At 71.2% G+C, this 19,089-nt stretch carries 15 protein-coding genes and 1 pseudogene; 11 read left to right on the plus strand and 5 right to left on the minus strand.

Going from position 1 to position 19,089, the window contains the following annotated elements; genetic code table 11:
• From E1211_RS33210 to E1211_RS04120, 3 genes and pseudogenes are all read left to right on the plus strand, one after another.
• A pseudogene (locus E1211_RS33210) lies at window positions 1–119 on the plus strand (3-ketoacyl-ACP reductase); the annotation flags it as partial.
• 64 nt (window positions 120–183) lie between these two features.
• Complete coding sequence (locus E1211_RS04115; protein ID WP_132345533.1) at window positions 184–1,080, plus strand: SDR family oxidoreductase; 897 nt, start codon at window positions 184–186, stop codon at window positions 1,078–1,080.
• Entirely contained in the window at window positions 1,070–2,080 is a 1,011-nt protein-coding gene (locus E1211_RS04120; protein ID WP_243709333.1) for a LysR family transcriptional regulator, read from the plus strand. The genes E1211_RS04115 and E1211_RS04120 overlap by 11 nt, the downstream gene beginning before the upstream one ends.
• 35 nt (window positions 2,081–2,115) lie before the next feature.
• On the opposite strand, the gene E1211_RS04125 is transcribed toward E1211_RS04120, so the two are convergent.
• Window positions 2,116–3,033 (minus strand): SDR family NAD(P)-dependent oxidoreductase, encoded by a 918-nt coding sequence (locus E1211_RS04125; protein ID WP_132345534.1) that lies wholly within the window; start codon window positions 3,031–3,033, stop codon window positions 2,116–2,118.
• Between the two features lie 273 nt (window positions 3,034–3,306).
• On the opposite strand from E1211_RS04125, the gene E1211_RS04130 reads away from it, so the two are divergent.
• On the plus strand, window positions 3,307–4,308 hold the full coding sequence (locus E1211_RS04130; protein WP_132345535.1) for an aldo/keto reductase: 1,002 nt from the start codon (window positions 3,307–3,309) through the stop codon (window positions 4,306–4,308).
• Window positions 4,309–4,419: 111 nt separating this feature from the next.
• Window positions 4,420–5,277: a helix-turn-helix transcriptional regulator gene (locus tag E1211_RS04135; RefSeq protein ID WP_132345536.1), complete on the plus strand. Its 858-nt coding sequence runs from the start codon at window positions 4,420–4,422 to the stop codon at window positions 5,275–5,277.
• Between the two features lie 82 nt (window positions 5,278–5,359).
• Here the strand turns inward: E1211_RS04135 and E1211_RS04140 are convergent, their stop codons facing one another.
• Complete coding sequence (locus E1211_RS04140) at window positions 5,360–5,818, minus strand: thioesterase family protein (RefSeq protein WP_132345537.1); 459 nt, start codon at window positions 5,816–5,818, stop codon at window positions 5,360–5,362.
• A 162-nt stretch (window positions 5,819–5,980) separates the two neighbouring features.
• Window positions 5,981–6,562, minus strand: a complete 582-nt coding sequence (locus tag E1211_RS04145; protein WP_132345538.1) for a TetR/AcrR family transcriptional regulator — start codon at window positions 6,560–6,562, stop codon at window positions 5,981–5,983.
• Between the two features lie 143 nt (window positions 6,563–6,705).
• Here E1211_RS04145 and E1211_RS04150 point away from each other — a divergent pair, with 143 nt between their 5' ends.
• The 3 genes from E1211_RS04150 (at window position 6,706) to E1211_RS04160 (ending at window position 10,044) form a co-directional block, all read left to right on the plus strand.
• A complete protein-coding gene (locus E1211_RS04150; RefSeq protein ID WP_132345539.1) occupies window positions 6,706–7,539 on the plus strand; it encodes an alpha/beta fold hydrolase in 834 nt (277 codons plus the stop codon).
• A gap of 143 nt (window positions 7,540–7,682) precedes the next feature.
• On the plus strand, window positions 7,683–8,750 hold the full coding sequence (locus E1211_RS04155) for a methyltransferase (protein ID WP_132345541.1): 1,068 nt from the start codon (window positions 7,683–7,685) through the stop codon (window positions 8,748–8,750).
• A gap of 49 nt (window positions 8,751–8,799) precedes the next feature.
• Window positions 8,800–10,044 (plus strand): MalY/PatB family protein, encoded by a 1,245-nt coding sequence (locus E1211_RS04160; RefSeq protein ID WP_132345543.1) that lies wholly within the window; start codon window positions 8,800–8,802, stop codon window positions 10,042–10,044.
• Between the two features lie 94 nt (window positions 10,045–10,138).
• On the opposite strand, the gene pdxY is transcribed toward E1211_RS04160, so the two are convergent.
• Both pdxY and E1211_RS04170 read right to left on the minus strand, forming a co-directional pair.
• The gene (gene pdxY / locus E1211_RS04165; protein WP_132345545.1) at window positions 10,139–10,990 is read right to left on the minus strand and encodes a pyridoxal kinase PdxY; all 852 of its coding nucleotides are present in this window, start codon (window positions 10,988–10,990) and stop codon (window positions 10,139–10,141) included.
• 81 nt (window positions 10,991–11,071) lie between these two features.
• Window positions 11,072–11,941, minus strand: a complete 870-nt coding sequence (locus E1211_RS04170; protein WP_132345547.1) for an ATP-grasp domain-containing protein — start codon at window positions 11,939–11,941, stop codon at window positions 11,072–11,074.
• Between the two features lie 221 nt (window positions 11,942–12,162).
• On the opposite strand from E1211_RS04170, the gene E1211_RS04175 reads away from it, so the two are divergent.
• The 3 genes from E1211_RS04175 (at window position 12,163) to E1211_RS04185 (ending at window position 19,083) form a co-directional block, all read left to right on the plus strand.
• Window positions 12,163–14,454, plus strand: a complete 2,292-nt coding sequence (locus E1211_RS04175) for a low temperature requirement protein A (RefSeq protein WP_165947162.1) — start codon at window positions 12,163–12,165, stop codon at window positions 14,452–14,454.
• Window positions 14,455–14,537: 83 nt separating this feature from the next.
• Window positions 14,538–15,770 (plus strand): cytochrome P450, encoded by a 1,233-nt coding sequence (locus tag E1211_RS04180; protein WP_132345551.1) that lies wholly within the window; start codon window positions 14,538–14,540, stop codon window positions 15,768–15,770.
• A gap of 400 nt (window positions 15,771–16,170) precedes the next feature.
• A complete protein-coding gene (locus E1211_RS04185; RefSeq protein WP_132345553.1) occupies window positions 16,171–19,083 on the plus strand; it encodes a beta-L-arabinofuranosidase domain-containing protein in 2,913 nt (970 codons plus the stop codon).
• Window positions 19,084–19,089: the final 6 nt, after the last annotated feature.

Genomic DNA, 19,089 nt, shown 5'->3' on the forward strand with positions numbered 1-19,089 from the left:
AGCCGCCGCTGGGCCGGATGGGCATGCCCGAGGACGTCGCGCCCATCGTGGCGTTCCTCGCCGGCCCGGGCCGCTGGATCAACGGCCAGGTGGTGTACGCCAACGGCGGCGCCATCTGACCGCCGGCCGATCCGGTCCCGCCCTCTCCCGAACACACTCCCCCAGCAGATCCGAGGTGTCGACATGAGCAAGATCATCCTCATCAGCGGCGCGTCCAGCGGGTTCGGCGCGCTCGCCGCCCGGGCCCTGGCCCGCGCCGGCCACACCGTCTACGCCGGCCTGCGTGACCAGGCCGGGAAGAACGCCCCGGCGGTCGTCGCCGCCGCGGAGTACGCCGCCGAGCACGGCGTCGACCTGCGCACGGTGGAGCTCGACGTGTCGAACCAGCCCTCGGTGGACGGCGCGGTCGCCACCGTCCTGGCCGAGCAGGGCCGGCTGGACGTCCTGATCCACAACGCCGGCCACATGGTCACCGGTCCGGCCGAGGCCTTCACCCCCGAGCAGATGGCCGCGGTCTACGACACGAACGTGCTCGGCACCCAGCGGCTCAACCGGGCCGCCCTCCCCCACCTGCGGGCCCGGCGCAGCGGCCTCGTGGTCTGGGTCGGCAGCTCCAGCACCCGCGGCGGCACCCCGCCCTACCTGGCGCCGTACTTCGCCGCCAAGGCCGGCATGGACGCGCTCGCGGTCAGCTACGCCGCCGAGCTCGCCCGGTTCGGCATCGAGACCTCGATCATCGTCCCCGGGGCCTTCACCAAGGGCACCAACCACTTCGTCAACAGCGGTCACCCGGCCGACCGGGCCGTCGTCGCCGCCTACGACGAGCTGTACCCCGCGCTGACGGAGCAGGTCGGCCAGCGGCTGGCCGAGCTCGAACCGCCGGACGCGGACGTCTCGCAGGTCGCCGAGGCCATCCGTACGGTGGTGGACACGCCGGCCGGCAAGCGTCCGTTCCGCGTCCACGTCGACCCGTCGGACGACGGGGCCGAGGTCGTCAACGGGGTGGCCGACCGGGTACGCGCCGAGCTGCTCACCCGGATCGGGCTGGCCGACCTGCTCCGGCCCCGCCTTGCCCACTGAGTTCGGGCCGCCGGCGCCGACCAGCGCCGCCGAGGCGTCGCGCCGCACCGGACGCGACGCCCGGCGGCGGCCGCGGGCGGCCCGCCCCGCGGAGCCCGGTGGCCTGCACCTGAGGCAGCTGGAGTACTTCCTCGCGGTCGCGGCCGAGCAGAGTTTCACCCGAGCCGCCGCGCGGCTGCACGTGGTCCAGTCGGCCGTGTCGGCCGCGATCGCCGGGCTGGAACGCGAACTGGGCGCGGTGCTCTTCGACCGCGACGCGCGGCGGGTGACGCTGACCGCCGCCGGGGAGGCGCTGCTCCCGAAGGCCCGGACGACGCTGGACGCCGCCCGTGCGGCCCGGGACGCGGTCCGGCAGTTCGGCGCGGAGCTGGGCGGCACGATCGCGATCGGTTGCCTGAGCGGGGTCGGCGGGATCGATTTCGCGGGCCTGCTCGGCCGGTTCCACGCCCGGCATCCGCTGGTCCGGCTCCGGCTCCGCACGGCCGAGTCGGACGGCTCCGCCGGGCTGGCCAGGTCGCTGGCGCACGGCACGCTCGACGTGGCCTTCCTCGGCGTCGGCCCGCGCCCGTTCCCCGGGCTGCGTACCCGACGCCTGCTGCGCCTGCCCCAGGTGCTGGCCGTGCCCGCCGGTCACCCGCTGGCGAGTCGGCGCAGCATCGCCCTGGCCGACGTGGCGGGCGAAGCGTTCATCGACTACCCCGTCGGCTACGCCACCCGCAGCGCGACCGACCAGGCGTTCGCCGCGGCGCGGTTGGAGCGGACCATCGCGATGGAGGTCAGCGACGTGGCCGTGGCGGCGGACTTCGTCGGTCACGGCCTCGGGGTGGCCTTCCTGCCCTCCCGGATGGTGCCGACCGGTACCGGGATCACGGCCCTGCCGGTGACCGATCAGCCGCTGGAGTGGTCGCTGCACGTGGCGACCGCCCAGGACCGGCGGACCAGCGCGGCCACCCGGGCGCTGCTGGAGATGGTCGACGAGCACCTGGAGCCGGGCGTCTGATGCTGCGCGTGACCAAGGTCGGCGGCGGGCAGGCATCAGAGGTCCAGAGCCCGTTCGTCCTGGGGGGTTCTGACGTGCAGCAGTTCGCCGAGGCCCAAGCGGGTGATGAATTCCTCCTGCGCACGACGCAGCATCTCGTTGACCCGCTCGACCCCCGCGTCGGTGAAGTCGACGACGCTACGGAAGGGGCGGGTGCCGGCGGGCAGGGCAAGGATTCGGGTGATCTCCTCGGCCACCGCTCGCGGATGGGCGTCCACACCCGGGGTGAAGAGATTCGAAGTCGCCTGCTCGTAACCGGCCACCAGTGGGTCCAGCGCCGAGTAGGCCGGTTTGCGCTTCTCGTCCCCGGCGTGGCTGGCGTTGGGGAAATGGTCGGTGCCCTGGGTGAAGGGGCCGGGAACCACGATGGTGGTTTCGATGCCGAGGTGGTTCACCTCGTACGCGGTGACCTGGGCGAGAGCGTCTGCGGCGACCTTCGATGCGACGTAGGGCCCCATGAAAGGAGGCATCACCACGGAGGTGGTGCTGCCGACGTAGAGCAGCGTCCCGGAGCGGCGACTCCGCATGTGCGGAAGCACGGCGCGATTGACACGCTGGATGCCGAGGACGTTTATGTCGAACAGTCGCTGAACGTCTCCGGGAGTGAATGCCTCGACGTAGCCGATGTACAGATGCCCCGCGTTGTGCACGACGGTGTCGAGCCGGCCCGTTTCGTCGAGGATGGCCGCGACGGCGGCTTCGGCGGACGACTCGGACTGCACGTCGAGTTCGACCACACGCAGATCGAGGCCGGCACGAAGACTGAGTTCGAGCAGGTCCTTCACGCGAGCGGAGTTGCGTCCCTCTATGTCGCGCAGGCTGGCGTAAACCGTGTGTCCGGCGGTGGCGAGGGCGCGAGCGGTCAGGTTTCCGATGCCGGTCGCGGCGCCGGTGATCAGAACAGTAGAGGACATCGGGGGTCCCTCTTCTCAATGCATTGATGGCCCGGTGGAATGAAAAACCGCCGGGAAATTTCGAGCAGACGACCGGCCCTGGTCATGGGTTGGACGTAGCCTTCGGCCAAGCACTAGGGACGCTACCCGGATTCCGGGCACGCTTCGTGGTCCTGCCAGGGCGAGGATAGGTGGGACGACGGTAGTAACGGCGACGTGTTGCACGCTGTCCTGTGGCAGCCGAATCCGGTACTGCGACACCACAATTCGAGAACAGAAAGACAGGAAATCGCAATGACTGTTCGGAAACACGTGATCGGCAGTCGCGGCCTGACCGCTTCCGTCGAAGGACTCGGCACCATGGGCATGACCGCGATGTACGGCACGCCCGACGACGCGGAGTCGGTGGCCACGGTGCACCGTGCCCTCGAACTCGGCGTGACGTTGTTCGACACCGCCGACCTTTACGGTCCCTTCACCGGCGAGGAACTGCTCGGTCGGGCCCTGCGGGACCGCCGGGACCAGGCGATCATCGCCACCAAGTTCGGCGGCATGACGATCGACGACGACGGCAAGATCGTCGGAGGCCCGAACGGGCGTCCGGACTACGTACGCAGGTCGCTCGAAGGGTCGCTGCGCCGGCTCGGCACCGACCACATCGACCTGTACTACCAGCACCGGGTCGACCCGAACGTGCCGATCGAGGAGACCTTCGGCGTCCTCGGCCAACTCGTCGCCGAGGGCAAGGTGCGCTACCTGGGCATCAGCGAGGCCTCGCCGGAGACCATCCGCGCCGCGCACGCCACCGCCCCGCTGTCCGCCGTGCAGACCGAGTACTCGCTGTTCACCCGCAACGTCGAGACCAACGGCGTACTCGACACGGCACGTGAGCTGGGTATCGGGTTCGTGGCCTATGCACCGCTGGGTCGGGGCTTCCTCACCGGCAGTGTCCGCACCCTCGACGACCTGCCGAAGAACGACTGGCGTCAGACCTGGCCGCGCTTCGCCGGGGAGAACCTGCAGCAGAACCTGCGCCTGGTGGACCGCATCAGCGCCATCGCCGAGCAGCGGGGTGTCACGGCCGGGCAGCTCGCGCTCGCCTGGGTCCTCAAGCAGGGTGACCACATCACGGCGCTCCCGGGCACCAAGCGCCGGGCCTACCTTGAACAGAACGTCGCCGCCGCTCAGATCGAGCTGAGCGACGACGTGGCCGAAGAGCTCAGCGCCGCCGCCCCCGTCGGCGCCGCGGTCGGGGAACGGTACATCCCCGCAACGATGGCCACGATCGAGCAGTAGCGACAACATCAGCAGGACGTCGCGGCGCCGCCGGCAGCACCTGGGCGGCTGGTGGCGGCGCCACGAGCCACGAGCCACGAGCCACGAGCCACGAGCCACGAAAGGAATCATGTGTCAGGGTCCGAACTCGGCGACTTCCTGCGAACCCGCCGGCTGGCGTTGCGGCCGGCCGACGTCGGATTCCCCGCCGGCAGCCGCCGGCGCACCCCGGGACTACGCCGAGTGGAAGTCGCGCTTCTCGCCAACATGTCCGTGGACTACTACTCACGGCTCGAACAATCCCGTCGCGCCAACCCCTCAGAGGCTCTTCTCGCGAACCTCGCCCGCGCGCTACGGCTCTCCGTCGACGAACGCGACTACCTGTACCGTCTCGCCGGATTCCAGCCGCCGGCGAGCAACGGGATCAGCGGCTACGTCGAACCGTCGATGATGTTCCTGCTCGATTCCCTGACCACCGTGCCTGCGCACGTCATGGACGACCTCACCACCGTCCTCGCCCAGAACACGCTCAGTCGTGCGCTCGTGGGCTCGTGGGCCGGTGGTGACGGACGAAGTGCGAACGTGGCCTGGCGCTGGTTCACCGACGACGGGTCGCGGGCGCTGAACGTGCCGGAAGAACACGAAGAGATCGGCCGCGGATACGTGGCCGATCTGCGTGCCGCCGCTGCCCGGCGTGGCCGGGACCGAACCGTCGGACAGCTGATCGCCGACCTCAGTGCCGCCAGCGGGGAGTTCGCCAGTTACTGGGACGAGATGCGGGTCGCCCCTCTTCAGAGCACCCGCAAGATCCTCAATCACTCTCACGCCGGACGTCTCGACGTGCAGTGCGACTTCGTACTGAGCAGCACCAGCGGTCAACGCCTGGTGATCTTCCGACCTCAGCCGGGCTCCGGCACCGCGGACAGCTTCGACTTCCTTCAGGTCCTCGGTCAGCAGTCCTTCGACCCTCAGGAGCCTGGTGCCCAGTGACGCGGCGGCCGACCATGCGGCTCAGCGCGCTCCGGCGGTTCGTGGCCGGCTGGCGGTCGCGGATCAGGTTCGCGCGACGTGATCAGGACTCGGCGGACGCGGGGGCGAGCAGCTTCTCCATCTCTGGGCGGACCAGGTCGGTCCACGGCGTCGGCCGCAGGGTCGCCGGGTCGAGGCGGACGACGACCCGCCGGCCCTCGGCGTTCACTGTCGCGCCGTCCGGGGAGAGGATCCGGAAGCCGTACTCGGCGCTGGTGCGGCCGACGCTGTCGAACCAGAAGTGCACCAGCCGGGAGCCGCTGCCCGTGATCGGCTGGTGGTAGGTGACGAGCAGCTCCCGAACGACGTGGAACGAGTCCGGGAACCGCTCGTACGAGTTCAGGTCGAACCCTCGCCCCGTCCAGTACGCGGAGAGCGCCCGCTCCAGCAACGTGGCGTACCGGCTGTGGTGCAGCATGCCGAAGGCGTCCAGTTCATCCCAGTTGACAAGGCTCGGCTCGACATGGCCGTACGCGACCTGGATGGGGGCGGTGGATGACATGGCTTCTCTCCGGCGAGGGTCTGGTCCCGGGCGCGCCGGCACCGGGGGTACGGCGCGAACGCTACCGGGCTGACCTGCCCGGACACCCGACTCGATCGAGGGTCGGATCTTTGTCACACGGGCAGACCCCGTCGTACGCGCAGGTCGGGCGCCGGCGGGCCGTCAGCTCGCCGTGGTCGCGGCGAGCGCGGAGTCGACGAGCGTCGCGGCCGCGGCGCGGGCGTGCACCGCGGCGTCGCTCGTACCGGCGATCGCCGCCGTGGTCTGCGCTCCCTCGGCGAGGATCGCGAGTTGGGAGGCGAGCGACGCGGGGCCGCCGGCCTCGGCGACGAGCTCGCCGAGGCGGGCCTGGAACTGGGCCTTGTGCTCGCGGACGAGGTCGGCGAGCTGCGGGGCGACGGCACCGAGCTCGCCGAAGGTGTTGATGAAGACGCAGCCGCGGAAGTCCTCCTCGTCGAACCAGCGGGCGAGCATGTCGTAGACGGCGAGCAGCCGGGCGCGCGGCGTCGGGCCGGTCGCCACGGCCGTCTCGACGAGCCCGTTCCAGAGCCGGCGACGACGCTGCAGGACCTCCTCGACGAGGCTCTCCTTCGAGGGGAAGAGCTGGTAGAGGCGCTTGAGGGAGATGCCCGCCTCGGCCCGGAGCGCGTCCATCCCCACCGACTGGACGCCCCGGCTGTAGTAGAGCCGGTCGGCGACGTCCAGCACCCGCTCCCGGATCTCCTCATCAACCTGTACCGGCATATTCCCTCCCGCTTCGCGGATCTCGGTGACGACCCTCACGGCCGAAGACCCGTCCAGGGACTACCGCCGGAGAACGCCCGTTCTCTAGGCTACTCCACAGAACGGGAGAACGAACGTTCTCCGATCTGACAGGGGAGACCGTCATGCCGTACATCAACGTCGGGACCGAGAACAGCACCAGCATCGACCTCTACTACGAGGACCACGGCCAGGGGCAGCCGGTCGTGCTCATCCACGGCTACCCCCTCGACGGGCACTCCTGGGAGAAGCAGAGCGCCGCCCTGCTCGCCGCCGGCTACCGGGTCATCACCTACGACCGGCGCGGCTTCGGCCAGTCGAGCCAGCCCACCGTCGGGTACGACTACGACACCTTCGCCGCCGACCTCAACACGGTGCTGGAGACGCTCGACCTGACCAACGTCGTGCTGGTCGGCTTCAGCATGGGCACCGGCGAGGTGGGCCGCTACCTGAGCCGGTACGGCTCCGCCCGCATCGCCAAGGCCGCCTTCCTCGCGTCGCTGGAGCCGTTCCTGCTCAAGACCGAGGACAACCCCACCGGCGTGCCGCAGGAGGTCTTCGACGGCATCCTCGCCGCCGTCACCGCCGACCGGTACGCCTACTTCAGCGACTTCTACCGCAGCTTCTACAACACCGACGAGAACCTGGGCAGCCGACTCTCCGAGGAGGCGCTGCGCAACAGCTGGAACGTCGCGGCCGGATCCTCCTGGTTCGCCTCCAGCGCGGCCGTGCCGACCTGGCTCACCGACTTCCGGGCCGACATCGACAAGATCGACGTGCCGACGCTGATCCTGCACGGCACCGCCGACAACATCCTGCCGATCGACGCGACCGGCCGGGAGTTCCACAAGCGGCTGCCGCAGGCCGACTACGTCGAGATCGAGGGCGCCCCGCACGGCCTGCTCTGGACCCACGCCGCCGAGGTGAACGAGGCGCTGCTGGCCTTCCTGGCCAAGTAGTCCGACCGGCCGAGGGGCGGGTCGCCGTACGGAGCGACCCCACCCCTCGGCCGGACGTCGGCCCGGAGCGGGGTGGCCCGTTCCGGGCCGGAGCCGTAGCATGAGCCGGCGAGCATAGATGCATAACGATCTTCGGGGGACTCGTGGCCGACCAGCAGCTCCAGCGCGTGTTCGTACCGCCGTCCGACGGGTCCGGCTCGGACGCCCCGAGCGGCGCGGACCCGGCGCCGCCGCTGAGCCCCGCGCGGATCACCGGCGTGGCGGCCGGTTTCATGACCGCCAAGGCACTCTTCGTCGCCGCCGAGGTCGGCCTCTTCGCCGCCATCCCCGCCGAGGGCGCGACCGCGCCGGCCATCGCCGAACGCTGTCGGATCCCGGTGCGCAGCGCCCGCGCGCTCGCCGACCTGCTGGTCCCCACCGGTCTGCTCGAACACGACGGTGAGCGTTACCGCAACGCCGCCGACACCGAGGCGTTCCTCGCCGAACGCGGTCCGCTCGACATGCGTCCCATGCTGACCTACTGGGACCTGGTCAGCTACTCGGCCTGGACCCAGGCGTCCACCGCGTTCCGCACCCGGCAGGGCGTCCGGCCCGACCTCGACGAGGCACAGACCCGGGCGTACGAGGCCTCGGTGGCCCTGGTGACCGCGGAGACGGCCGCCGACCTCGCCAAGGCGTACGACTTCGGCCCGCACCGGCGGGTGCTCGACGTCGGCGGCGGCATCGGCACCTTCGTCAAACCCATCCTGAGCGCGCATCCCCAGCTCACGGCGACCCTGCTCGACCTGCCCGACGTGGTGGAGGTCGCCCGCGCGACGGTCGCCAGTGACGCCTTCGCCGACCGGCTCGACCTGGTCGGTGCGGACGTGTTCGTCGACCCGCTGCCGGGCGGGCACGACGCGATCATCGTGGCCAACTTCCTGCACCTGTTCTCGCCGGAGCGCAACACCGAACTGCTCACCCGCCTGCGCGACGCGGTGGCGCCGGACGGCCGGCTGCTGCTTGTCGACTGGTGGCGCGACGCCTCGGCGCCGCACCCGGCGACCCGCCTCGGCGGGGGTGAGTTCCTCATGATCAGCGGTGGCGACACCTACGAGGCCGACGAGGCGGCACAGTGGCTCGACGCGACCGGGTGGCGGCTCGTCGCGCACGTGCCGCTGGCCGCGCCGGCCGGGTTGATCGTCGCCGAGCCGGTCGAGGCACACCCGTAGCCCCGATTTCCCGACCGGACACCGATGCCGACGGCCCTAGGGTGGACGCATGGCTAGCCCTGCCCCTGACGCCGAGGGATCCGCCCGGAATCCGCTGACCTCGCTCACGCTCGCCGAGCTCCGCCAGCGCACCAGCGTGAAGTGGCGGATGCACCCACCCGACGTACTGCCGCTCTGGGTCGCCGAGCAGGACGCACCCCTCGCACCCCCGGTGGCCGACGCGCTGCGCCGCGCGATCGACCTCGGCGACACAGGCTACCCGCACGGGACGGCGTACGCGGAGGCGCTCGGCGGGTTCGCCGCCCAGCGCTGGGGCTGGCCCGACTTCCCCGTCGGCCGCAGCGCGGTCGTACCCGACGTGATGATGGGCATCGTCGAGCTGCTCCGCCTCGTGACCGATCCCGGGGACGCCGTGGTGGTCTGCTCCCCCGTGTACCCGCCCTTCTACGCCTTCGTCGGCCACGCCGACCGAGCGGTCGTCGAGGCGCCGCTCGGTCCGGACCTGCGGATGGATCCCGCGGCTCTCGACGAGGCGTTCCGCCGGGCCCGCGCCCACGGCCCCCGGCCGGCGTTCCTGCTCTGTAATCCGCACAACCCGACCGGGGTGGTGCACCGCCGCGACGAACTCGAGGCGGTCGCCGAACTGGCCGACCGGCACGGCGTGCGCGTCGTCTCCGACGAGATCCACGCTCCGCTCGTGCTGCCCGGGGCGCACTTCACGCCGTACCTCACGGTGGCCGGCGCCGAGAACGCGTTCGCCCTGACCTCCGCCTCGAAGGCGTGGAACCTCGCCGGCCTCAAGGCCGCGCTCGCGATCGCCGGGCCGCGGGCCGCCGCCGACCTCGACCGGATGCCGGAAGAGGTCAGCCACGGCCCCAGCCACCTGGGGGTCATCGCGCACACCGCCGCGTTCCAGGCCGGTGGGCAGTGGCTCGACCTCCTCCTCCACGGCCTCGACGAGAACCGCGCGCTCCTGGCGACGCTGCTGGCGAAGCACCTGCCCACGGTCACCTACCACCGCCCCGAGGGCACCTACCTGGCCTGGCTGGACTGCACCCGGCTGGGTGTCGCCACGCCCCGGCCCACGGATGAGCCCGGCGTCGCCAGCGACCTCGCCGGCCCCGCGAAGATGTTCCTGGATCGCGCGCGGGTCGCGCTCAGCTCCGGGCACGTCTTCGGCACCGGCGGTGCGGGCTTCGTACGACTGAACTTCGCCACCTCCCCCGCGATCCTCACCGAGGCCGTCGCCCGGATGGGCCGAGCGGTCGAGGCGCATCCGGCGGTGGCGGGCTGATCCTCCGGGTGGCGTCAGCCGGAGGTGTCGCCGCAGACGGCCCAGGTGGCACGGCCGTCGGCGGGTGGACCGGCGGCAGCGGTGGGGCGCCGGGTCAGCGCAGCCGCCGGGCGGCGAACTTCGCGGGCGGCTCGGCGATCGCGTCCTGGGCCGCGATCAGCTGGAGCTCGCGGGTCCCCGCCGTGAGCGTCGCGTCGAGAACGGCGAAGACGGAGCCGATGGTGCGCTCCAGCGCGGTCGCCGGCGAGCGCGTCGTCCACAGGTGCGCGAGGTACAGGGCGGCGGTGATGTCGCCACCGCCGTTCGGGTTGATCGGCAGCAGCGGCGTGGTCACGACCCAGGCGCCCTCGTCCGAGACCGCCACCACCTCCAGTGACCCCTCCGGCACGTCACCGTGCAGCACGCTGGTGACCAGGACGTGCCGCGGGCCTGTCGCGCGTACCGCGTCGACGGCGTCCAGCAACTCCGTCAGCGAGCTCGTCGTGCGGCCGGCGAGGAAATCCAGCTCGAAGTGGTTCGGGGTGATGATGTCCGCGCGCGGGACGACGACGTCGCGCAGGTACTCGGGGATGCCGGGCCGGACGAACATGCCGCGGCCGACGTCGCCCATCACCGGATCGCAGCAGTACACCGCGTCCGGGTTGGCGGTCTTGACCTTCTCCACCGCGTCGAGGATCACGGCGCCCATCGCCGGGTCACCCTGGTAGCCCGACAGCACCGCGTCGGCACCGCCGAGCACGCCCCGGTCCTCGATGCCCGCGATCACCTCGGCCACGTCGCCCGGTGCCAGCAGCGGCCCCCGCCACGCGCCGTACCCGGTGTGGTTGGAGAAGTGCACCGTCAGCACCGGCCACACCTCGTGCCCGAGCCGTTGCAGGGGGAAGACAGCCGCCGAGTTGCCGACGTGGCCGTACGCGACCGAGGACTGGATGGACAGGATTCTCACCGCCTCATCATGGCGGGTGCCGCCGGCGCCGTTCGCACTGGCCACCGCACCTGTCGGCCGAGACACGCCCCGGCCGGACCGTCACCGTCCCCGCGCCCCGCTCCCGGTCCCCCGGGTCAACGCCGTGATGATCTCATCCGGCGGGAGGCCGGACGGCCGGTCGCTGACCTGGCCGTCGCCGAGTTCCACCACGCGCCACGCGCCGTCGTCGCGCAACGCGAGGTCCACGGTCACGAAGGGCAGCCCCATCCCGGTCACCAACGGCGCCAACCACTGCGGGTCGAACTCCTCCGGCGGGTGTGCGTTCGGGGTGTCGGGGTGGGGTCCGACCAGGACGCAGCTGCCCCGCACCCACCAGGTTCGCGCCTCCGCCGAGGTGAACGACTCGAACTCGCGCAGTACGAACCCGCCCACGAAGTCGTCGTCCCGCAGTTCCCGCAGTCGGGAGGCGACTCGCCACGCGCCGTCGGCGTCCGAGACGTCCGGGATGAAGGTCGCCTCGTCCCAGTGGTGCTTCATCGACTTGACGTGGTCCCGTACGACTGCGGGGCCCGTGCCGAGCTCCCGTCGCGCGCGGTCGAAGTCCGTCCGGTCCGTGCCGGTCGTCCACACCGAACGTGGCGTCACCGGCGCCAGCGCCGGATACCAGCCGGGCAACTCGTGGGCCCGCCGATACTGCGCGGCGCTCGTGAGCGGGGTGACGCCCCGGTCGGCGAGCACCCGCGCGAGCGCCGCGTACCTATCGCCGGGGAGCATCCAACCCCGGTAGACGGCGGTCTCGCCGGCCGGCAGGGGCGGCACGGCGCGCTCCGGTTCCGCACCTCGGAGCAGCGCGTCGTGGTCGACCACGGCGACGGTCAGGCCGGCGTCCCGGGCCGCCCGCGCCTCCGGGGCGAAGTGCTCATCGGGACGGCGCGGCCGCAGCGGATCGGCGGGGACGAGGAGCAGCACGCTCCAGATAGTGCCCGGTTCGACCGCGCCGCGCCCACCGGCTCGTCCCGCACGTGACGCACGTACCCGGGGTCGGGGCGGTGGGGCTGACCGAAACAACCGAGAATCCGCAAGGATCTTCGATTGCCGTCCGCCGCTTCTGGCTGCGCCCATTACCGCCTGGCCGGTTCTCCCGGCGTGGTACGAATAGCTGGTTGCACGATCGGCGAGGCGGGCGAGCTGTGGCGCGGACCAGATGGGAAAGCCTCATCCGGACTCCCCGCCAGCCCCGGGACATCACCTTCGTCGAACTCTTCTTCGACCTCGCCATCATCTTCGCGCTCATGCAGTTGTCGCGACGTCTGCTGAGCGATTTCGACTGGGAGAACTCGCTTCAGACCCTGCTCCTGCTGGCGGCGGTCTGGTGGATCTGGGTGGGGGCCGCCCGTACCACCGACTGGCTGGACCCGAACCAGCGTTTCACGCAGGGAATCGTCATCGGGATGATGTTCGCCGGCCTGGTGGCCGCCGCCTCCGTACCCGAGGCCTTCGGCGAACACAGCATCGTCTTCGCCGCCGCGAACGTCGCGGCGCACCTCGTACGACATCTGTCGATCGTGGCGGCGCTGCACGGCCACCCGGTCGGGGCGCGGTCGACGCGCGCCGCGATCTGGTTCGGCTCGACCGCCGTCCTGTGGATCACCGGGGCGTTCCTGCCGACCGCACCACAGCTGGTGCTCTGGTCGGTGGCCATGATCCTGGACTACGTGGGCGTCGGGGTCGGCTGGCGGGTGCCCCGTCTGGCGCCGCTGGGCGAGGAGCACCTGCGAGTACGCGGCGACCACATCGCGGAGCGGCACCGGCAGGTCTTCATCATCGCGGTCGGGGAAGTGCTCCTGACCAGCGGCGTCTCCCTCAGCCGGGCCGGGCTCGACGGTGTCCGGATCGGCGCCTTCGTCCTCGCGTTCGCGATCGCCGGGCTGATCGCGCGGGCCTTCTTCCTGCCCCGCGGCCTCTCCCTCCAGGACGCCCTCGACCGGCGCCCCTCGACGGTGGCCGTCCGCGCCTCGTACACCCACCTGGTCATGATCGTCGGCATCGTGGTCACGGCGATGGGTGCCGAGATCCTGATCTCCGAGCCCCTCGGCGAGGCTCGGGCACAGTGGTCGGCCGCCATCCTGGCCGGACCCTTCCTCTTCCTCGGCGGTCGCGCCCTGTACGCCCGGCTCGTGTTCCAGCGGCGCCCCTGGCGGGCCCCGACCGGGATGCTGATCATCGCGGCCATCTCGCCGGCCATGCTGCGACTGCCGCCGCTCGCCGTGGCCGGCACCGTCACCGCGGTGCTGCTCGGCGTCGTCTTCACCTACGGGCGGATCGGCGCCGACCCGCCCCGGGCGGAGACTCCGCTGGCCCAACTCCTGCAGAAGCGCGAGAACCCGCGGCGGCTCTCCGCCTACGAGCTCTTCTTCGACCTCGCCATGATCTTCGCCCTCACCCAGGTGTCGCAGCGCATGCTGGCCGACATCACTCTGGGCAACATCGCGGAGTCGATGGTCCTGCTGGCCGGGGTCTACTGGGTCTGGGTCGCGACCGCGTGGTCGACGGACTGGTTCAACCCGGACGATCCTCGACTGCAACGGCTCATCGTCGTCGTCATGCTCGCCGGACTCCTGATGGCGGCCGCGGTGCCGAGCGCCTTCGGCGAACACGGCCTGCTCTTCGCCGGTGCGTACGCCGGGACCCACCTCGTCCGGGGGCTCGTACTCGTCCCGGCGTTGCGGGGGTCCCCGCTGCAGGCCCGCTCGGCGCGGGTGCTCGTCTGGTTCGGCATCTCGGCCGTCCTGTGGCTGGTGGGCGCCTTCCTCCCGGCCTCGGATCGGCTCTTCCTCTGGGCGGCGGCGATCGTCGTCGACGGCGTGAGCGCGTGGTTCGGTTGGCCGGTGCCGGGGCTGAGCGCGCCCCAGTCGCACCTGAGGGTGATCGGCGAGCACATCGCCGAGCGGTACCGTCAGGTCTACATCATCGCCCTGGGCGCGGTGGTCCTGCTCAGCGGCCAGGCCTACAGCAGCGCGGGCTTCGACGACTTCCGGACGCTGGCCTTCGCCCTCGCCTTCACCAGCGCGGCGCTGATGCTCTGGAGCTACTTCCTGCCCCCCGATCGCGACCTCGGAGACGTGGTCAACTCGACCGCACCGAAGGTCGCGGTCGCCGCCGGGTACTGCCACGGGATCATGATCGCGGGGACGGTCGTGGTGGCGGCCAGCGCGGAGATCTACATCCGTAGTCCGCTCGGGCAGGTGAACGCCGCCTGGGTGCTCATCGTGGGCGGGGTCGCCCTGCACACGGTCGGGCGGACCTTCTTCGGCATCGTGATGTACGGGGCGAGACATCCGTGGCGCGGCCCCCTGGCACTGGTCGTACTCGCCGCCATCACGCCCGGGTTGCTGACGGCGCCGCCCCTCGTGGTGGCCGCCGCCGCCATCTCCGTGGCCTTCCTCCTCACCCTCGCGTACGGGCGCTCCAGGATCCGCTGAGCCACTGGCTGCGACCGGGGGGTTACTGATAGGTTTCGATCGGTTGGCTCGTCGCGCCGCGGGCGGGCCGGCGAGGAGGCGAGATGTCGGGTCAGCCACAGCCGTACGTTCTCGATCCGACCGGTCGGGACATCCACGCCGAGGCCGCCCTCGTCCGCGAGCACGGGCCGGCGACCCTCGTCGAACTGCCGGGCGGAGTGACGGCGTGGGCGATCGGTCGACCGGACACGTTGAAGGCGCTGCTCACCGACCCCCGCGTCTCCAAGGACCCCCGGCGGCACTGGCCCCGATGGATCGCCGGCGACGTCGGTCCCGAGTGGGTGTTGAGCACCTGGGTGTCGGTGCAGAACATGTTCACCGCGTACGGCGACGAGCACCGGCGGCTGCGATCGCTGGTCTCCCGGTCGTTCACCGCGCGCCGCGTGCACGACCTGCGGCCGTGGGTCGAGCGGATCTGCGCCGGCCTCCTCGACGACCTGGCCGGCGCGCCGCCCGGCGAGCCGGCGGACGTTCGTGCCCGCCTGGCCAGTCCGCTGCCGGTCGAGGTGATCTGCCAGCTCATGGGCATCCCGGACGAGCTCCGCCCCGGCCTGCGGCGGGTGGTGGACGTCATCTTCGACACCAGCGCCACGCCGGAGGAGGCGGGGGCCAACGCGGTCGAGATGTACCAGATCATGACCGAGCTCGTGGCCCGCAAGCGACACACTCCCGGCGACGACCTGACGAGCAGCCTGATCGCCCAGCGGGACGGCGACGGCTCCGGCCTGAGTGAGCAGGAGGTGGTCGACACGCTGCTCCTGATGATCTCGGCGGGACACGAGACCACCGTCAACCTCATCGACCACGCGCTGGTGGCCCTGCTCACCCACCGCGATCAGCTCACACTGGTCCGCAGTGGCCAGGTCGGTTGGGACGCGGTGATCGAGGAGGCGCTGCGCTGGCAGGCACCGGTGGCGAACGTGCCGCTGCGCTTCGCGGTGACCGACCTCGTGGTCGGTGACGTCACCATCCGCGCCGGGGAGGCGATCCTTCCCGCGTACGCGGCCGCCGGCCGGGCCCCGGAAACGCACGGAGCGAGCGCCGACCGGTTCGACGTGACCCGGCGGAGCAAGGAGCACCTCGCGTTCGGGCACGGGGTCCACTTCTGTCTCGGCGCCCCACTGGCCCGCCTGGAGGCCACCGTCGCGCTGCCCGCGTTCTTCACCCGCTTTCCGGACGCCACGCTCGCCGTGCACCCGGCCGAGCTGACTCCACTGACGTCCTTCATCTCCAACGGTCACGTCGAGGTGCCGGTCCTGCTGCACGGGCCGCGCTGAGTTCCCCCGGCCGCACCGGACGGGTACCGACGCGGTCCCGGCGCGACGGGTACCGACACCTTGACCTCGGCGGCCTCCGCGAGCGAGCCCCACGGGTGGGACGTGCGCAGGCCGGAGACGCTCGCTGAGTCGGCGGATGCTGCGGGAGGCCCCCGTCCGACGGTGGCCGCCGGCCCGGCAGCGCACGGTGATCCGGTCCGTCATCGACGGTGGACAATCTGCCCGACTCTTGATATCGATGATGTTAACGATAACAGTGCCTATCGCCAGGTGCCCCGCTTACCGCTGCTCGCACCCGAGAGGCCGGGCCCATGGGCACGTTCACAAGAGCGGACCACCGCGACCGGCACCGGAGCTCTCGTCGAGGGAGCCGGCCCGGCCGGACGAAGGAGAGTGAGACGTGACCAAGCAGTTCTCCCGACGACGCCTGCTCCAGGTGGGCGCGCTGGCAGCCGCCGCGCCCACCACGCTGGCCATCACCTCGACCTCCGCCTCGGCGGCGACCGCCCACGCCGGTGGCACCGGTGGTGCCGGTGGCGCCGGCAACCCCCCGGTCGAGCCGTTCGCCCTCGACCGGGTCGCCCTGCACGACGGCGTCTTCCGGCAGAAGCGCGACCGGATGCTCAACTACGCCCGGAACTACCCCGGCACCGGCGGCGTCCTGGACGGTCCCGACCGGATGCTGCACCTGTTCCGGGCCAACGCCGGGCTGCCGGCGCCCGGCACCTGGCCGGGCGGCTGGGACACCCCGAACCACCTGCTGCGCGGGCACTTCACCGGGCACTACCTGACGATGCTGTCCCAGTCCTACGCGGCGACGGGTGAGGAGATCTTCCTGGAGAAGCTCGACTACCTGGTCGAGGAGTTGGGAAAGTGCCAGCGCGCGCTGGACGCCCGGGCGGTGGGCCGGATCGCGGGCCGGTCCGGCAAGGCGGTACGGCTCAGCGACCCCCACCCGAACCAGTACGTGTCGCTGCCCGGGGGGTTGCTCGACGGCGTCGGCGACGTGACATTCGCGGTCTGGGTGCGGCTCGCCGCCGGCCAGACCAACGCCCGGATCTTCCACTTCGGTGCGGGCACGAACAGCTACCTGTCGCTGTCGCCCTGGGTCTCGGCGAACATGGGGCCCCGGTTCGCCATCACCATCGGCGGGAGCGGCAACGAGCAGCGCGTCGACGGTACGAGCAACTCGATCCCGGTGGGCGAGTGGGCGCACGTGGCGGTGGCCGTCTCCGCCGCCGACGCCGTCGGCCGGCTCTACGTCAACGGCGTCCAGGTCGGCGAGAACGCGATCACGTTGACCCCGGCCGACCTGGGCCCCACAGTCAACAACTGGATCGGGCGGTCGTCGAACCTCAACGACCCGTACCTCAACGCGAGCGTGGACGACTTCCGGATCCACCGCCGGGCGCTGACCGCCGCCGAGGTGCAGGCGCTCGCCACCGCGGACCCGGCGACGGCGCCGCCGATACCGACCGACCTGGTGGCCTGGTATCGCTTCGAGGAGGAGGGCGAGACCGCCGCCGACCACTCGGGCAACGGTCGCGACGCCACCATCGTCGGGACGAGCTACCCCGGCTACCTCGCCGCGTTTCCGGAGGGCCAGTTCAGCCGCCTCGAACCGCCGACGCTCCGGCCGAACAGCGGCGCGAACGCGGTCTGGGCGCCCTGGTACACCTGCCACAAGATCATGAGAGGGCTGCTCAACGCCTACCACCTCACCGGCAACGAGGAGGCGCTGGAGATCGTCTTCCGGATGGGCGACTGGGCGCACCAGCGACTCAGCCGGTACAACCAGGCCGAGCTGGACCAGATGTGGAACATCTACAGCGCGGGCGAGGCCGGCTCCATGAACGAGGTCATGGCCGAGCTGTCCGCGCTCGCCCCGGACGCCGACGCGAAGGCCCGATACCTCCGGACCGCCACGGCGTTCACCTTCACCACGCTCTTCGACGCCACGATCGAGAATCGCGACATCCTGGACGGACGGCACGCCAACCAGTACATGGCGCCGAACATCGGCTACCTGCGGATCTTCGAGCAGACCGGCGCCGACGAGTACCGCACCGCGGCCACGAACTTCTGGGCGATGGTCGTCCCGCACCGCACCTTCAGCAACGGCGGCGCGGGCCGCAGCGAGCACTTCGGCGTACGTGGGGTGATCACCTCCGGCTTCACCTCGAACTCCGACCCCCGGCACGCCGAGACGTGCTGCGCCTACAACATGCTCCGGCTGACCCGGAACCTGTTCTTCCACGAGCCGGACCCGGCGTACATGGACTACTACGAGAAGGCGCTGCACAACCAGATCCTCAGCTCACGCCGGGACGTCGACAGCGTCACCGCCACCGAGGTGACCTACCACCAGAACATGTGGCCGGGCCGGTCACGGCAGATCGGCAGCTTCGTCGAGTACAGCCGGTACGGCGGCAACGGCAGCTGCTGCAACGGCACGGGCCTGGAGAGCCACACCAAGTACCAGGAGTCGATCTTCTTCCGGTCCGCCGACGAGTCGACGCTCTACGTCAACCTCTTCATCGCCTCGACGTTGACCTGGCCGGGCCGCGGCTTCGTCATCACCCAGGAGACGAGGTATCCGACCGAGGGCGCGAGCCGGCTGCGGTTCGACCGGGGCAGCGGCCGTCTCAAGGTCAAGCTCCGGGTGCCGTCGTGGGCCGTCAAGGGGTACACGGTCCGGGTCAACGGCGTCCGCCAGCGACTCGACGCCGCCCCCGGCAGCTACGTCACAGTGGATCGCCGCTGGTCGCGCGGGGACACCATCGACATCGCGATGCCGTTGCGCTTCCGGGTGGAGAAGGCGCTCAACGACAAGTCGGTCCAGTCCATCCTCTACGGCCCGACCCTGATGGTGGTCCGCGACGGCACCCCCAGCTACCGGGAGTTCTCCTTCTACGCCGACCTCAAGCTGGACGGGGACCTGGCGGCCGCGATCGCGCCCACCACCGTCCCGATGCACTTCACGACGCACGGCTACACCCTGGCGCCCTACTACGAGGCCGACCCGGTACCGGGCCAGTTCAACGCCTTCCACCCCTACGTGAAGCGGGTGGAGCCGGAGGTGGTGTTCGGCTCGCAGGCCACCGGCGTACCCAACGACGCGCTCCGCGACGACGAGGGTGAGACGTTCCTCGACCGGGTCTGGGACGCGGCGCCGTTCCGCACCCACGGGCACTTCGTCCAGCGGGTGGCGCAGGTGTCGGGCGAGTGGCTCAGGGCCGGGCGGCACACCGAGCCGCAGCGCAAGGCCATCCTCGTCGCCGCCGCCCGATCCGCCGGGGACCTGCGGCCGTGACCGGCG

It is taken from the genome of Micromonospora sp. 15K316 (genome assembly GCF_004348525.1).
Taxonomy (GTDB): domain Bacteria; phylum Actinomycetota; class Actinomycetes; order Mycobacteriales; family Micromonosporaceae; genus Micromonospora.

Coding starts and splice junctions, on each gene's coding strand:
- E1211_RS04125 (WP_132345534.1), bottom strand. CDS start 3,033: ATGTCCTCTACTGTTCTGATCACCGGCGCCGCGACCGGCATCGGAAAC.
- E1211_RS04150 (WP_132345539.1), top strand. CDS start 6,706: ATGCCGTACATCAACGTCGGGACCGAGAACAGCACCAGCATCGACCTC.
- E1211_RS04140 (WP_132345537.1), bottom strand. CDS start 5,818: ATGTCATCCACCGCCCCCATCCAGGTCGCGTACGGCCATGTCGAGCCG.
- E1211_RS04180 (WP_132345551.1), top strand. CDS start 14,538: ATGTCGGGTCAGCCACAGCCGTACGTTCTCGATCCGACCGGTCGGGAC.
- E1211_RS04160 (WP_132345543.1), top strand. CDS start 8,800: ATGGCTAGCCCTGCCCCTGACGCCGAGGGATCCGCCCGGAATCCGCTG.
- E1211_RS04130 (WP_132345535.1), top strand. CDS start 3,307: ATGACTGTTCGGAAACACGTGATCGGCAGTCGCGGCCTGACCGCTTCC.
- E1211_RS04115 (WP_132345533.1), top strand. CDS start 184: ATGAGCAAGATCATCCTCATCAGCGGCGCGTCCAGCGGGTTCGGCGCG.
- E1211_RS04145 (WP_132345538.1), bottom strand. CDS start 6,562: ATGCCGGTACAGGTTGATGAGGAGATCCGGGAGCGGGTGCTGGACGTC.